The 13,815-nt window shown below is 72.2% G+C and carries 13 protein-coding genes; 6 read left to right on the forward strand and 7 right to left on the reverse strand.

Annotation, left to right across the window (positions count from 1 at the left end):
- Positions 1 to 34: 34 nt before the first annotated feature.
- Positions 35 to 571 carry a DUF3291 domain-containing protein gene (locus tag NGB36_RS05690; RefSeq protein WP_255918944.1) on the reverse strand — a complete coding sequence of 179 codons (537 nt, stop codon included), beginning with the start codon at positions 569 to 571 and terminating at the stop codon, positions 35 to 37.
- 278 nt (positions 572 to 849) lie between these two features.
- Here NGB36_RS05690 and NGB36_RS05695 point away from each other — a divergent pair, with 278 nt between their 5' ends.
- The gene (locus NGB36_RS05695; RefSeq protein ID WP_255918945.1) at positions 850 to 1,044 is read left to right on the forward strand and encodes a hypothetical protein; all 195 of its coding nucleotides are present in this window, start codon (positions 850 to 852) and stop codon (positions 1,042 to 1,044) included.
- 37 nt (positions 1,045 to 1,081) lie between these two features.
- Positions 1,082 to 2,614, forward strand: coding sequence for a hypothetical protein (locus tag NGB36_RS05700; protein ID WP_255918946.1), 1,533 nt, complete (start codon positions 1,082 to 1,084; stop codon positions 2,612 to 2,614).
- A gap of 70 nt (positions 2,615 to 2,684) precedes the next feature.
- On the opposite strand, the gene yczR is transcribed toward NGB36_RS05700, so the two are convergent.
- Positions 2,685 to 4,226, reverse strand: a complete 1,542-nt coding sequence (gene yczR / locus NGB36_RS05705) for a MocR-like transcription factor YczR (protein ID WP_255918947.1) — start codon at positions 4,224 to 4,226, stop codon at positions 2,685 to 2,687.
- A 98-nt stretch (positions 4,227 to 4,324) separates the two neighbouring features.
- Between yczR and yczE the strand changes: the two genes are divergently transcribed.
- The 4 genes from yczE to NGB36_RS05725 all read left to right on the forward strand — a co-directional run bounded on the left by yczE (position 4,325) and on the right by NGB36_RS05725 (position 7,825).
- Positions 4,325 to 5,020, forward strand: coding sequence for a membrane protein YczE (gene yczE, locus NGB36_RS05710; RefSeq protein WP_255918948.1), 696 nt, complete (start codon positions 4,325 to 4,327; stop codon positions 5,018 to 5,020).
- Positions 5,017 to 5,805 carry a glycerophosphodiester phosphodiesterase family protein gene (locus NGB36_RS05715; protein WP_255918949.1) on the forward strand — a complete coding sequence of 263 codons (789 nt, stop codon included), beginning with the start codon at positions 5,017 to 5,019 and terminating at the stop codon, positions 5,803 to 5,805. Before yczE ends, NGB36_RS05715 begins: the two co-directional genes overlap by 4 nt.
- A gap of 23 nt (positions 5,806 to 5,828) precedes the next feature.
- Positions 5,829 to 7,181, forward strand: coding sequence for an MFS transporter (locus NGB36_RS05720; RefSeq protein WP_255918950.1), 1,353 nt, complete (start codon positions 5,829 to 5,831; stop codon positions 7,179 to 7,181).
- Between the two features lie 269 nt (positions 7,182 to 7,450).
- Positions 7,451 to 7,825, forward strand: coding sequence for an RNA polymerase-binding protein RbpA (locus NGB36_RS05725; protein ID WP_255918951.1), 375 nt, complete (start codon positions 7,451 to 7,453; stop codon positions 7,823 to 7,825).
- Between the two features lie 117 nt (positions 7,826 to 7,942).
- On the opposite strand, the gene fxsA is transcribed toward NGB36_RS05725, so the two are convergent.
- From fxsA to NGB36_RS05750, 5 genes are all read right to left on the reverse strand, one after another.
- Positions 7,943 to 8,500, reverse strand: coding sequence for an FxsA family membrane protein (gene fxsA / locus NGB36_RS05730; protein WP_255918952.1), 558 nt, complete (start codon positions 8,498 to 8,500; stop codon positions 7,943 to 7,945).
- Positions 8,501 to 8,503: 3 nt separating this feature from the next.
- On the reverse strand, positions 8,504 to 9,253 hold the full coding sequence (locus NGB36_RS05735) for a polyprenol monophosphomannose synthase (protein ID WP_255918953.1): 750 nt from the start codon (positions 9,251 to 9,253) through the stop codon (positions 8,504 to 8,506).
- Positions 9,254 to 9,255: 2 nt separating this feature from the next.
- Positions 9,256 to 10,914, reverse strand: coding sequence for an apolipoprotein N-acyltransferase (gene lnt / locus NGB36_RS05740; protein ID WP_255918954.1), 1,659 nt, complete (start codon positions 10,912 to 10,914; stop codon positions 9,256 to 9,258).
- 614 nt (positions 10,915 to 11,528) lie between these two features.
- The gene (locus NGB36_RS05745; RefSeq protein ID WP_255918955.1) at positions 11,529 to 13,175 is read right to left on the reverse strand and encodes an amidohydrolase; all 1,647 of its coding nucleotides are present in this window, start codon (positions 13,173 to 13,175) and stop codon (positions 11,529 to 11,531) included.
- Positions 13,176 to 13,233: 58 nt separating this feature from the next.
- On the reverse strand, positions 13,234 to 13,674 hold the full coding sequence (locus tag NGB36_RS05750; RefSeq protein WP_255918956.1) for an Lrp/AsnC family transcriptional regulator: 441 nt from the start codon (positions 13,672 to 13,674) through the stop codon (positions 13,234 to 13,236).
- Positions 13,675 to 13,815 lie beyond the last annotated feature (141 nt).

Below are 13,815 nucleotides of genomic sequence, written 5' to 3' on the forward strand. Positions count from 1 at the left end.
CGTCCTCGGTCCTATGAGTTCACCCTATGTACGGTCAGCCTGCCGCACACCCCGCGGCGGGCGCACCGGCGGGTGTGCCGTCGGGGGCGGGGAAGGGCTCGCGCAGCGAGAACGCCTCCGGCGTCGGTCCGTGTGCGCGCAGGTGCAGCAAGCGCTGCTCGGCCTCGGAGACGGCGGGCCGGTGTCCGGCGGCCACCCACCACAGGGCGGTGACCGCCTCCTCGATGCGTTCGAACCACTCGCGGCGGCGGCGCAGTACCTCGCGGTGGGGAGTGTCGTACATGAAGGCGCTGAGGGCGTCCACGTCACGCCAGACGGACATGTTCACGATCAGCCAGCGGTCGCCGAGCACAGGGATCGATGTCGCATTGCCGTCGTCGCCCTGGAGCCGCCAGACGAAACCGTCGGCCGCGTCGGCGACGGCGTTGACCGGGTCGAGAGCCGCGACGAAGTCGGCGAGCTGCGGGGAGTCGAGCGGGGACTTCAGGCGGGCGATGTTGACCTGAGCCAGTTCGTACGCCGGTCCACGCGCGTGTTCGTGCACGGATCGAGACACGGATCGAGAAGCCATGGCCGAACCTTAGGGGGTACCTCCCGCCGAAGGCAGGGGATTTCGGCGCCTCGAGACCCTCACTCGGACGTGGGACTTCACTGCTCCGGAAGCGGTGCCCTCCGCATGCCGCGGCGACCGGGGGTAATGATCGCGGCGAGGGCCTCCAGATGCCCGTACTCCGCCCATATCAGTGAAAAAGGTGAAGAATCACCTGTTCGGCGCCTTTAATCGATTATTACTCTTTGCGACGCTGGAAGAACTCATGGTGACCGTCCTCATCCCACAGGAGAAACCCCATGATCCTGTCCCTATCGGCCGTGGTTCTGCTCGGCGTCATCGCGTTCCTGTTCTTCCGCAAGGACGGGTTGAAGGTCTCCCACGCCCTCGTGTGCTCCCTCTTCGGCTTCTACCTCGCGGGCACTGCCATCGCACCGAGCATCAAGGCAGGCGGACAGAGTCTGGCGAGCCTCCTCGGCGGCCTCAAGCTGTAGTCCCGCTTCCCCACCGCGCACACTCGACGGAGATCACGTGGCCCGGCGCTCTCTCACCGGCATCCTGAGCGGCCGCCTGTCCATGGCCCGCGGACGCGACCTCGCCCAGGCCGCGGCGGAGGGCGCCGGCGACGTCTTCCACCCGGTGATCACCCTCACCCGCGGTCTGCGGTGCCAGGCCGCCTGGCTGCGCGCGTGGTGGGCGCGCACCCCGAGCGACCGGCGCGGTCCCGTCCTGTTCCTCGCCGCCTCTGCCATGCTCGTCGTCACGCTCCTCCCCTACGGGCCGGCGCTCGTCGTCCTCGCGGTGATGGGCTCCGCCGCATGGGCGGGACGCGACCGGAACCCTGTGGAGACCGGCCCCGACGACACGGAGACCGCAAAGCTGCAGGCCGTCTACCAGGCGTTGGTGCCGTATCTGTCGGACCCGGCCGATCCGAAGCCGCTCTACGCACACGACGGCTCGTGGGAAGACGCCGTCACCCACTACGAGTTCGACGACGGCCGGCTGGTCCTGCTCCAGGTGCGGTATCCCGCGTACTTCATGGACGGCGACGTAGAAGCGCGGGCGCGGGTCGAGCGGCTGCTGCACGCGAAGGCGGGACGGGGCAGGGAGTACCGTTTCGACTGGAACGAGGAGGAGAACCTCGTCACCCTGACCGCTCTGCCGGCGCTGACCACCGGCATCACCGCCCAGCGCTTCGTGACCGCGCCCGGCGAGACGATCCTGGGGTTCACCGACGACGACGCGGTCAGGCTCACCATCCCGGTCGCCGAGGGCGAGGAGACGTGGGACGCGCCGCCCGTGGTGTGGCGGACCGGCCCTCGCTCGACCGAGCCCCATCTGCTCGCCGTGGGGCGGCCGGGCACCGGTATCACCACCCTCCTCCGCTCGATCGCCCTGCAGGCCCTCCACCAGGGAGATGTGCTCGTCCTCGACGGGGCCGGCACCGGCGAGTACGCCTTCCTCACCGGGCGGCCCGGCGTGCTCGCGGTGGAGAGCGGTCTCGCCGGGACGCTCGCGGCCCTGGAGTGGGCGGCGCGCGAGACCGAGCGCCGGCTGATCGCGGTCAACCGTGCGCGGCAGACCGGCCGGCAGACGCCGCAGGACGCCCGGACGCCGATGTGGATCGTGGTCGACCGCCCGACCGCGCTGGCGCACCTGGCGGCGGCCGAGGGCCGTCCGGACCCGCAGGAGCTGCTCGAAGTCCCGCTGCGGCACGGCCGGGCGGCGAACGTCACGGTCGCGGTCGGCGATCAGATCGAGGCGTTGGAATCGCTCGCCCTGGTGGTGCGCGCCCACACCCGGGCACGCGTGGTGCTGGGCCAGGTCTCCCCGGCGCAGGTGCACGCCGTGCTCGGGCTGCCTCCGCACACCACTCCCGCCGCGCACATCCCTGCGGGCCGCGGTTACGCACGCCTCGGCGACGGCCCGGTGCACCGGCTGCAGGTGCCTCATACGCCGGACCCGCACGACGAGGAGACCGGCCAGGCGCATGCGCAGGCGGTGCTGTCGCTGCTGCCGGCGCACCCCACGCCCGAGCCCGGAACGAGCACCGCCGGTCCGTGACCGCAGGCCCGGCGGAACCGGCCGGACTACACCCGGACTACACACGGACTACACACGGACTACGCTCGGACTACGCGACGAGCGAGCCCGGGCCCTGCAGATCCGCGACCGGCCCGCCCGAGCGGACCGCGTCGGCCGCCGACGCCAGCCGGGAGACCGCCTCGTCCGCGACGGCGCCCGACACCGAGAACGGCAGCCGGATGTACCCCTCGAAGGCGCCGTCAATCCCGAACCGCGGCCCGGACGGGACCCGTACGCCGAACCGCTCCCCCGCGACCGCGAGCCGCGAGCCGGAGACGTCCCCGGTGCGCACCCACATCGTCAGCCCGCCCCTGGGAACCTCGAACTCCCAGTCCGGCACCCGCCGGCGAAGCGCCGCCACCAGCGCGTCCCTGTTGGCGCCCGCGAGATCTTGGCGAAGCGCGACGGCCTCGCCCCAGCCCTCACCGCGCATCAGCGACACGATGGCGAGCTGTTCGACGACTGGGGAGCCGAGGTCGAGGTAGGCGCGTGCGGCGACGAGATTGCGCACCACCTCGGGTGTGGCCCGTACCCAGCCGATCCGCATGCCGGCCCAGAACGCCTTGCTCGCCGAGCCCACGGTGACCACGGTGCCGCCGCCGCGGTCGAAGGACGCGAGCGGGCGCGGCATCCCGCCCTCGGGATCGACGGCGAGCTCGGCCATCGTCTCGTCGGCGACGAGCACGACGCCCGCGGAGCGCGCGGCTTCGACGAGTCCGCGCCGCAGTTCGTCGCCGGCTAGCGCGCCCGTGGGATTGTGGAAATCCGGGATCACGTAGGCCATGCGCGGGGCGGCGTCGCGGAGCACGCGCCGCCAGGCGGCGAGGTCCCAGCCCGCAAGGCCTTCTTCCATGGGCACCGGGACGAGCCGGGCGCCGCTTTCGCGTAGGAGCTGCAGGACGTTGGCGTAGCTCGGCGCCTCCACGGCGATGCGCTCGCCGCGCCCGGCCACCAGCCGGGAGACCGCTGCCACCGCGCCCAGCGCCCCGGTGGTCACCATGATCTGTTCGGGCATCGTCGGCACGCCGCGTTCGGTGTAGCGGCGGGCGATGGCCTCGCGCAGCGGAGGCAGCCCCGCCGGGAAGTCGCCGTGGGTTGCGGCATAGGCGGGGAGTTCTGCGAGCGCCCCCTCGATGCCGCGGGTCAGCCACGGTTCGGGGGCGGGCAGCGCGGCGATGCCGAGATCGATGACGGAGGTGGCACTCGCCGCGTCGGCGGCCGACGTCCCCGCCGCGCCGGCGGCTGACGTCACTGTCGGTGGCAGCGGCTCCAGTCCACCGCCGGGTACCGGGTGCCCGTCCGGCATGGACGTCCAACTTCCGGCGCCGCGGCGGGACTTGACGAAACCCTCGGAGCGCAGGGCCTCGTACGCGGCGGCCACGGTGGTACGGCTGACGCCGAGCGCCACCGCGAGCTCCCGCTCCGCGGGAAGCCGGGCCGCGACGGGCACCCGCCCCTCCAGCACCAGCAGGCGTACGCCTTCGGCCAGCCCCCGGTACGCGGGGACGCGCCTGCCGTCCGGCCGGGCCGAGTGCGGTGCGAGCAGCCGGGCCAGATGCCCCGCGCCCACCGCTGCAGTCCACTGCGCCATCAGAACAAGTCCACCTTCCCTGGATTGGCCATGTAATTGGCCCTACCCCCGCGCCCAGACTGTCACGCAACCAGCCACTTCCGCCAGGGGGTCCCCTCGTGCCTGCCGCCGGTTCGTCCGCAGCACTCCCGTCGGCTCGCGTCAGCCGTCGTCTCGTCCACCTCTACTGCGGGCTCGTGCTCTACGGGTCGAGCCCGGCGCTCCAACTCCGCGCCGGGCTCGGGCTCGATCCATGGGACGTCTTCCACCAGGGCGTGGCACAGCACACGGGGATCAGCATCGGGGTCGTGTCGATCATGGTTGGCGCTCTGGTGCTGCTGCTGTGGTGGCCGCTGCGGCAGCGCCCCGGACTCGGCACGACCTCCAACGTCTTCGTGGTGGGTCTGTCCATGGACGCCACGCTGGGGCTGTTGCCCGAGGTGCACCCGCTCGCCGTGCGGATTCCCCTGCTCGCCACCGCGATCGTGCTGAACGGCGTGGCGACCGGCCTGTACATCTCCGCCCGCTTCGGCCCCGGCCCGCGCGACGGCCTGATGACCGGCCTGCACCGCAGGACCGGCCGCTCGGCGCGGCTGGTACGTACCGGTATCGAGCTGACCGTGCTCGCCACCGGCTTCCTGCTCGGCGGCCCGGTGGGCATCGGTACCGTGGCATACGCCCTGGCCATCGGCCCTCTGGCCCAGCTCTTCCTGCGGCTGTTCGCGCTCGCAGAGCGGCGGCCTGCGGTGGTCGCCGCCTGTAGTGGGGGTGCGCCCGCCGGCTCGGCGGCACAGCCCGCGATACTCGTCGAGTGATCTCGCCTCGCCACCCCTTCCTCGACCACCCCGGCCCGCTCGCCTTCGCCCATCGCGGCGGGGACGCGGACGGCCTGGAGAACACCCTCGTCGCCTTCCGGCGGGCCGTCGAGTGCGGCTACCGCTATCTGGAGACCGATGTGCACGCCACATCGGACGGGGTGCTGGTCGCCTTTCACGACGCCACGCTCGACCGCGTGACCGACACCCGGGGCGCCATCGCCGCGCTGCCGTGGAGCACCGTGCGCAGGGCGCGCGTGGGCGGGCGGGAGCCGGTGCCGCTCTTCGAGGAGCTGCTCGACGCCTTCCCCGGCGCCCGGATCAACGTGGACGTCAAGGCGGAGGCCGCAATCGAACCGCTGGTGGACGCCGTGCGCAAGGCCGGCGCATGGGAGCGGGTGTGCGTCGGTTCGTTCTCGCAGCGGCGCGTGGCGCGCACCCGCGCGCTGGCCGGGCCGCGGCTGGCCACGTCGCTCGGCATGCGGGGCGTCGCAACGCTGCGTCTCCTCGGCTACGGTGGCCGTGCCCTCGGCCGCCTCGGCGGTGGTGAGGCCGTCTGCGTTCAGGTTCCGGAACGATTCCGCGGTGTACGGGTGGTCGACCGCACCTTTCTGCGGGCGGCGCACAGCAGGGGCCTGCAGGTGCACGTGTGGACGGTCAACGACCGCGACCGGATGTCCGCGCTGCTCGATCTCGGTGTGGATGGCATCATGACCGATCGCATCGAGACACTGCGTGCCGTGCTGGCCGAACGGGGAGAGTGGGCCGGCGGCGCGAGCCGTTGACGGGGATCGACGAGGGGACAGCGGTGAGCGCGCGCGAGGGAAACGGCACAGCGGGCGGGACGAACGCGCGGCGGCGCGAGCAACGCTCCTGGTATGTCTACGACTTCGCGACCGCCGTCTTCAACGTCAGCGTGATCACGGTCTTCCTCGGCCCGTACCTGACCGGCATCGCCAAGGCCGCCGCCGACGCGCACGGCTATGTGCACCCGCTGGGCATCCCGGTGCGCGCCGGGTCCTACTTCGCCTACGCGATCTCCGCCTCGGTGCTGCTGTCGGTGCTGGTGATGCCGCTGGCCGGCGCGGTCGCCGACCGTACCGGACGCAAGAAGCCCGTGATGGGGCTGTTCGCCTATGTGGGCGCCGCCGCGACGGCGGGACTGTTCTTCCTCAGCGGCGACCGTTATCTGCTCGGCGGCGCACTGCTGATCATCGCCAATGTCAGCTACGGAGCGTCCTTCGCCGTCTACAACGCGTTCCTGCCGCAGATCGCCGAGCCGCAGGAGCGGGACACCGTGTCCTCGCACGGGTGGGCCTGCGGGTATGTCGCCGGATCCTCCGTGCTGGTGCTGAATCTCGTGCTGTTCTTGAACCACGCGGCGCTCGGCGTCTCGGAGGGCGCAGCCGTGCGCCTCTGTCTGGCGTCGGCCGGGGTGTGGTGGGCGCTGTTCACCCTCGTCCCGCTGCGCGGGCTGCGGGAGCGCGGCGCACCCGCGGCGGACGGGCCGGCCGCGGTCGGCCAGGGACTGCGGCAACTGGCGGCGACCTTGCGGGATTTGCGCAGCCACCCGCTGACGCTCTCGTTCCTGCTGGCGTATCTGATCTACAACGACGGGGTGCAGACCGTGATCTCCCAGGCGTCGCTGTACGGCTCGCAACAGCTCGGCCTGGGCCAGACGACGCTGATCTGCGCGGTGCTGCTGGTCCAGGTGCTCGCGATCGCGGGGGCGCTGCTCCTGGGGCGGCTTGCGCGGCGCTACGGGGCCAAGCGCACCGTGCTCGGCTCGCTGGTGGCCTGGACGCTCACGGTCGGCGCCGGCTACTTCCTGCCGGCGCACCGACCGGCGTGGTTCTTCGTGCTGGCGGCGGCGATCGGGATGGTGCTGGGAGGCAGCCAGGCGCTGTCGCGGTCGCTGTTCTCGCAGCTGGTCCCGCGGGGGAAGGAGGCGGAGTACTTCTCGGTGTACCAGGTGAGCGACCGGGGCACGAGCTGGGTAGGCCCCTTGTTGTTCGGGCTGGCATTCCAGCTGACCGGGAGCTACAGGGCCGCGATCGTCTCGCTCGTGGTCTTCTTCGTGGCCGGTTTCGTACTGCTGGCCAGGGTGCCGGTCGGCCGGGCGGTGGCCGAGGCAGCTGTCCGCGATGCGGAGCTGATTTAGGCCTGAAGGCCGTGGGCGGGTAGTGTACGCGTTTGTCCCCGCGGATGGACCGTTACTGCGCGCCAACGATACGAAAACGACGGGTGATATCTCCTGTCAGATGTGACAAAAAGGGCGCCGTTGGGTACAACAAGGGGCGGCGACGACGGAGAGACAGGGCTGCGGGCGCATCTCCCGAAACGGGAATCTTCACCGCCCACCGGACGTTGACCGGATGACGACGACAGCGACACCTGTCCTGTGGGCGACAAGCCCGGGAGGCACGATTCATGAGTGAGCGAGCTCTCCGCGGCACGCGACTCGGGGCCACCAGCTACGAGACCGACCGCGGCATCGATCTGGCACCGCGCCAGACGGTGGAGTACGCATGTCAGAACGGACATCAATTCGAGATGCCGTTCTCTATGGAGGCCGAGATCCCTCCGGAGTGGGAGTGCCGCGCCTGCGGTGCCCAGGCGCTCCTGGTGGACGGAGAGGGCCCCGAGGAGAAGAAGACCAAGCCCGCGCGCACGCACTGGGACATGCTCATGGAGCGCCGCACCCGTGAGGAGCTCGAGGAGGTGCTGGCCGAGCGGCTGGCGGTGCTGCGTTCCGGCGGCATGAACATCGCGGTGCACCCGCGCGACAACCGCAAGAGCGCCTGAGGCGGAGCAGCGCCCGGAAGAAGTCCCGGGCCGCGGCACATGCAGTGTGCCGCGGCCCGGTTTTTGCGTTCCCTTGCGCGCTACGGTTCTGTGCGCTACGGGTTCAGCGGCGGACGATCATGGCATCAGCCGACTCCGTTGGCGGGCGTCGTCCTCGCCCCGCCCCGCGGGTTCGTCGTCCCGGATCACCTCGCCCTGCACGACCTTGCCGTCGGGACGGTGGATCCGCACCTGCTGGAACGCGTCACCGAGCGACCCCGGCCGGGGACGGCGCCGCGCCAGCACCTTCCCCGCCACCCCGGTGAGCAGTCTGCGGGTGGGCGGGAAGAGACACAACAGGCCGGCCGCGTCCGAGACGAACCCGGGCACGATGAGCAGCAGCCCGCCGAGCATCCCGAGCCCGGCGCCGGTGGCCCCGCTCCCCCGGCCGCCTTCGCCGCCGGCCTGCACCGAGGCGGTCAGGCTCTGCCAAGCGCGCAGCCCGGCCCGCTTCACCGCGGCGGCGCCGCACACCGCGCCGGCGAGCAGGAGCAGCAGCACCATCCCGCCGCCGAGCGCTCCGGCGACGACGGTGAGCAGCCAGATCTCCAGCACCGCCCACGCGGCCACCACGAGCGGCACGAGGATGCGGGCGCGAGAGCGGCCCGGGTCAGGAGAGGGGGAACCGAAGGTCATGCATCAATTGTGCCTGCGCCCGCGAAGTCGGTTGACGCGAGCGCCCACGCCCCAGGTGGTGACCCGCCACAGCGCCTCGACGACGATGTTGCGGCTCATCTTGGAGTCGCCGCGCTCGCGCTCGACGAAGGTGATCGGCACCTCGACGATGTGGAAGCCCTTCTGGGCGGCCCGCCAGGCCAGGTCGACCTGGAAGCAGTAGCCGGCCGAGGCGACCTCGTCCATGCCGAGGCCTTCGAGGGTCTCCTTGCGGAAGGCACGGTAGCCGCCGGTGACGTCGCGGATGCCCACGCCGAGCATGAGCCGCGAGTAGGTGCTGCCGCCGCGCGAGAGGAACTCACGGGACTTCGGCCAGTTGACGACCCGGCCGCCGGGCACCCAGCGCGAGCCGAGCACCAGGTCGGCACCCTTCAGCGCGGTGAGCAGCCGCGGCAGCTCCTCCGGCTGGTGGGAGCCGTCGGCGTCCATCTCCACCAGGACGCCGTAGCCGTTGTCGATGCCCCAGCGGAAGCCCGCAAGATAGGCGGCGCCGAGCCCCTCCTTGCCCTTGCGGTGCAGCACATGGACGTGGTCGTCCTCGGCCGCGAGCTCGTCGGCGAGCTTGCCGGTGCCGTCCGGGCTGTTGTCATCAGCGATCAGCAGGTGTGCCTCGGGCACGGAGGACCGCACCCTGGCGACGATCGGCTCGATGTTCTCGGCTTCGTTGTAGGTCGGGATGATGACCAGAACCGAGCCGAGCGGACGCTCGTTCACTACTACCCCTTATCCTCCGTACGTCCCCGTCGGCCGAGCGCGATCGCCGCGGCCCAGGACAGGACGCCCACCATAGCGAGCGCCCATTCCGGGACCGCGCCGAGCCGGTCGGCGACGGTGGTGCCGTCACGCAGCGGAATGCGTGCGCTGAGCACCTCCCGGGTGAACTCCTTGCTCTGCTGCTTGACCGTGCCGTCCGGCGCCACGACCGCGCTGATCCCGCTGGTCGCCGCCGAGACGACGGCCCTGCCGTGCTCCACGGCACGCAGCCGGTACATCGCGAGCTGCTGCTCGGGTTGACCGGTTCGCCCGTACGTGGCGTTGTTGGTCTGCACGACGATCATCCGCGCCCCCGCGTTGACCGTGTCGCGCACGATCCCGTCGTAGGCGACCTCGAAGCAGATCACATCGCCGATACGCGCCGGGCCGAGTTGCAGCAGGCCGTTGTGCTTGCCCGGATAGAAGTCGCGCGGGATCTCATTGAGACGGCTGATGACCTTGGTCAGCTCCTTGCGGAACGGCACGTACTCGCCGAACGGCACAGGATGCTGCTTGGTGTACTCGGCGCCGGGGCCGGTCGTCGGCGACCAGACGATGCCCTCGTTCTGCACATGGTCGGCGTCCGGCCCGTCGACGAGCGCGCCGACGAGGACGGGCACGCCCATTGCCTGCGCCGCCTGGGAGATCGCCTCATAGGCCTGCGGGTAGCTGAACGGGTCGAGGTCGGAGGAGTTCTCCGGCCATATGACGACGTCCGGCTTCGGCACGCGGCCGGCCTTCACGTCCCGGGCGAGCTGGACAGTGGCCTGGACGTGGTTGTTCAGGATCTCCATCGGGCGGCCGAGGAAGTGCATGCCGGGCCTGGCCACATTGCCCTGCACGATGGCGACTTGGACGCTGCCGTCGGCGTTGGTGGCCACCGGCACGGCAGAACCTGCGGCGACGGCCGCGGCGGCGAGCACGAGTGATCCGGCGGCGGCTGCCGTCCCCCGGGGGCTCGCTGCACCGCGCAACCGGACGGCGCCGACCATGGCCGCCGCGAGCAGGCCTGCGGTGAGGGCGACGGCGAACGTGACGAGCGGGGCCCCGCCGAGCGCGGCGAGCGGCGTGAACGGCGAGCCGGTGTTGGCGAACGCCAGCCGCCCCCACGGGAATCCGCCGAACGGCACACGGTCCCGGGCCAGCTCCTCGGCCACCCACAGGCACGCCCCCCACAGCGGCCATCCGGGCAGCCGGGAGGTGACGGCGAGCCCCGCGCCGAGCGGCACGAAGAACGCCGCTTCGATCACGGAGAGGCCGATGACGGCGTCCCAGCCGACGACGTGCAGCCACTGCAGCAGCCAGATGAAGAAGGGGAGCGCGAAGGCGAAGCCCGTCCACGCCGCCTGGCGGGCGGTGCGGTGCCGGGTGAGCAGGGCGAGCGCTGCCACGGCGACGACGGACAGCGGCCACAGGCCGTACGGCGGGAAGGAGGCGGCCAGCGCCAGGCCGCCGGCAGCGGCGAGCATGCTGCGGCGCCAGTCACTGCGGGCGGCCTGCGCGAGCCGGCGCAGCCGGCCGGGCCTGGGCTCGGGCTCGAGGCAAGGAGCGAGCGCGCCGGAGCCGCCGCCGGGCGTTGCCTCGGTGGCAGTATCGGGTCGCGGTGGCACGGTCGCGGCCATTCCCCTTGCTTGCCTTCTCGCATCGGTTGCGGCGTCGTGGAGTGACCGTACAACGATTTCGAGGCGCGTCCGACCACGGGGAGCGAGGGAGGGGCCGGGACGGGCAGGCTTTACCCAGGTTTTCCCATGATCGCCTGCGTGGCAGCCCACCGGCCGTCTGCGGATGGGGACCCGGAACGCCCTTCGGGCCGACCTGGAACCCGCTGGCTGCGAGTCGACCGAGAGCCGTTGTCTACTGGACGTCCGGGGCCCCACCCGGGTCGCACCTGCCGCCCGGGCGGCACCCTTCCCCCCTCTGGCACTGCCCTCGTGCGGGGCGGGGCCCGTGGCGGGCCGCGCTTCCGAGCCGCTGGCGCTGGACCTGGCTCCCAGTGGTGGCGCCCCCGTTCGGCGCGTCACCCCATGGCCCAGCGGCGGTCGACGGAATGCGCGGAGGATCCCGGGTCGGACGTATCTGGTGGTGGACCCGGCCGAACCTACTCGCCTGCGACCGCAGCCTGTCAACAGCCGTCTGACCTGCGGGGATTGCATAAATCAGCAGGTCAGTAAGGCCCCTTGGCCCTGGCTTCGACAGGCCGAGGGCACATCGTTCGGCGGTACGGCGACTCGTTACGTCACTCGTTCGGCCGCTCGTAGACGGTGCGCCCGCCGACCACCGTGCGCAGACAGCGCGGCAGTTCGGTGCCGGGCGTCAGGTCGGGCAGGCCGGGCGTGCCGGAGCGCGGGTCCGTCGACCAGTTGGCGACGCGCTCGTCGGGGATCTGGACGACGAGGTCGCCGCAGCTGAACAGGGCATAGTCGGCGGGCGCGCCGGGCACCAGGACGCCCGCCTCGTCACGGCGCTCGGCGCGCCGGCCGCCGCGGGTGTGGGCGGTGAACGCGGCGCGCACGGAGATGCGATGCTCGGGCGTGCGGTGGAAGGCGGCGGCGCGCACCGTGCCCCACGGGTCGAGCGCGGTGACCGGGCTGTCGGAGCCGAGGGCTAGCGGTACCCCCGCCTTCAGCAGGGCCGCGTACGGGTTGAGGGTGCGGGCGCGTTCCACGCCGAGGCGCTGGGCGTACATCCCGTCGTCACCGCCCCACGCCACGTCGAAGGCGGGCTGGACCGAGGCGATGATCCCCAGGTCGGCGAGGGCCGCGATGGTCGCGGGGGTGAGCATCTCGGCGTGCTCGGCGCGGTGACGTGCGGCGCGGACCCGGTCGATGCCGAGCCGCTCGGCGGCGGCGCGGACGCCGTTGATCACGGCGGTGATGGCCGCATCGCCGATGGCGTGGAAACCGGCCTGGAGCCCGGCCTCGGTGCACGCGGCGACATGCTCGGCGATCTGCGCTTCGGTGAGGTAGGAGGTGCCAGTGTGCGGGGCGTCGGCGTACGGCTGGTGGAGGCAGGCGGTGTGGGAGCCCAGCGAGCCGTCGGCGAACAGGTCACCGGCCGCGCCGACGGCACCCAGGTCGCGGACTCGCTCGATCACCTTGTCCGCGGCGGAGGTTGCGGCCTCGGCCCAGTAGCCGACGACCCGCGGGCCGGGCTCCTCCCCGGCGAGGCGCAGCAGCCCGGTGAGGTCCTCCTCGCCGCTGATGTCGGGGCCGGCGCACTCGTGGAGCGATGCGATGCCGAGCGATGCGGCGTGGCGCAGCGTCGCGCGCTGGGCCTCGCGCCGCTGCTCCGGGGTGAGGGCCGCGTGGGCGGCGCGGCGGGCGGCGTGATGGGCGTCGCGGGTGAGCGGGGCGTCCGGGTGGTAGCCGGGCAGCTCCTCGATGCGGGTCGCGCCGGGTACCAGGCGGAGCAGGGCGGTGGTGACGACTGCGGAGTGCATGTCCGCGCGCGTGAGGTAGAGCGGGCGCCCGCCGGACGCCGTGTCGAGCTCGGCGCGGGAGGGCGCACGGCCGCCGGGCCAGCGGGCCGAGTCCCAGCCGTGGCCGAGCAGCACCCGGTGACCGGGGTGGGCGTCGGCGTAGGCGGTGATGCGGGCGAGTGCGTCGGCGAGGTCGAGGGCGCCGGCGAGGTCGAGGCCGGTGAGCGCGAGCCCGGTGGCGGTGGCGTGCACGTGGGCGTCGGTGAACGCGGGGGTCACCAGCGCGCCGTGCAGGTCGACGACCTCGTCCACCCCGTCGGCGAAGCCGTCGGCGGCGCCTTCCGAGCCGATCCAGGCGATGGTGGAGCCGTCGACGACCATGGCGGTGGCGAAGGGGTCGGCGGGGCTGTACACGGTGCCGCCGCGCAGCAGGACGCTGCCGGGGGCACGCTCGTCGTTGGGCATTGCACCAGTCTGGCCTGCGCGGGCGCCGTTCGTGGCGCCGGGGCCGCGGGAGGAGGTGTTACAGGTGGGGCGGCCTGGATTCGTACGGCGTGGAGAGGACAACCGTGGTGCGCGTGGAGACGCCGGCGAGGGAGCGGATGCGGGCGAGCAGGTTCTCCAGGGCGCCCGGGGCCGTGACGCGCACCTTGAGGATGTAGTTCTCGTCCCCCGCGACGCTGTGGCACGCCTCGATCTCGGGGACGTCGGCGAGTCGCTCGGCGATGTCGTCGGGTGCGCTGGGGTCGAACGGCTTGACCGAGATGAACGCGGTGAGTGACAGGCCCACGGCCTCCGGGTCGACGATCGCCGCGTACCCGCGGATCACGCCGCGCTGTTCGAGGCGCCGTACGCGCTGGTGCACCGCCGATGTCGACAGGCCGGTGGCCTTGCCCAGGTCGGTGTAGCTCATCCGCCCGTCGGCGACGAGCAGCTCCACGATCTTCCGGTCCAACTCCTCCACGACCGGTCAACCTACTGCCAGCGGACGGCTGAGGCACAGCGGGCACGGCGCACGGGCCACAACGTGCGCTCGGGCCGCCGAGGTGGCACCCGCCCCCGTGCGCCCCCTCGTGTGATGAATGCCACACCCTGTGCACCCGCT

It is taken from the genome of Streptomyces humicola, from assembly GCF_024436035.1.
GTDB lineage: Bacteria > Actinomycetota > Actinomycetes > Streptomycetales > Streptomycetaceae > Streptantibioticus_B > Streptantibioticus_B humicola.

Excerpts from the sequence above, each read along its gene's own strand:
- NGB36_RS05690 (WP_255918944.1), bottom strand. The coding sequence starts at position 571 with ATGGCTTCTCGATCCGTGTCTCGATCCGTGCACGAACACGCGCGTGGA.
- NGB36_RS05695 (WP_255918945.1), top strand. The coding sequence starts at position 850 with ATGATCCTGTCCCTATCGGCCGTGGTTCTGCTCGGCGTCATCGCGTTC.
- yczR (WP_255918947.1), bottom strand. The coding sequence starts at position 4,226 with ATGGCGCAGTGGACTGCAGCGGTGGGCGCGGGGCATCTGGCCCGGCTG.
- NGB36_RS05725 (WP_255918951.1), top strand. The coding sequence starts at position 7,451 with ATGAGTGAGCGAGCTCTCCGCGGCACGCGACTCGGGGCCACCAGCTAC.
- fxsA (WP_255918952.1), bottom strand. The coding sequence starts at position 8,500 with ATGACCTTCGGTTCCCCCTCTCCTGACCCGGGCCGCTCTCGCGCCCGC.
- lnt (WP_255918954.1), bottom strand. The coding sequence starts at position 10,914 with ATGGCCGCGACCGTGCCACCGCGACCCGATACTGCCACCGAGGCAACG.
- NGB36_RS05745 (WP_255918955.1), bottom strand. The coding sequence starts at position 13,175 with ATGCCCAACGACGAGCGTGCCCCCGGCAGCGTCCTGCTGCGCGGCGGC.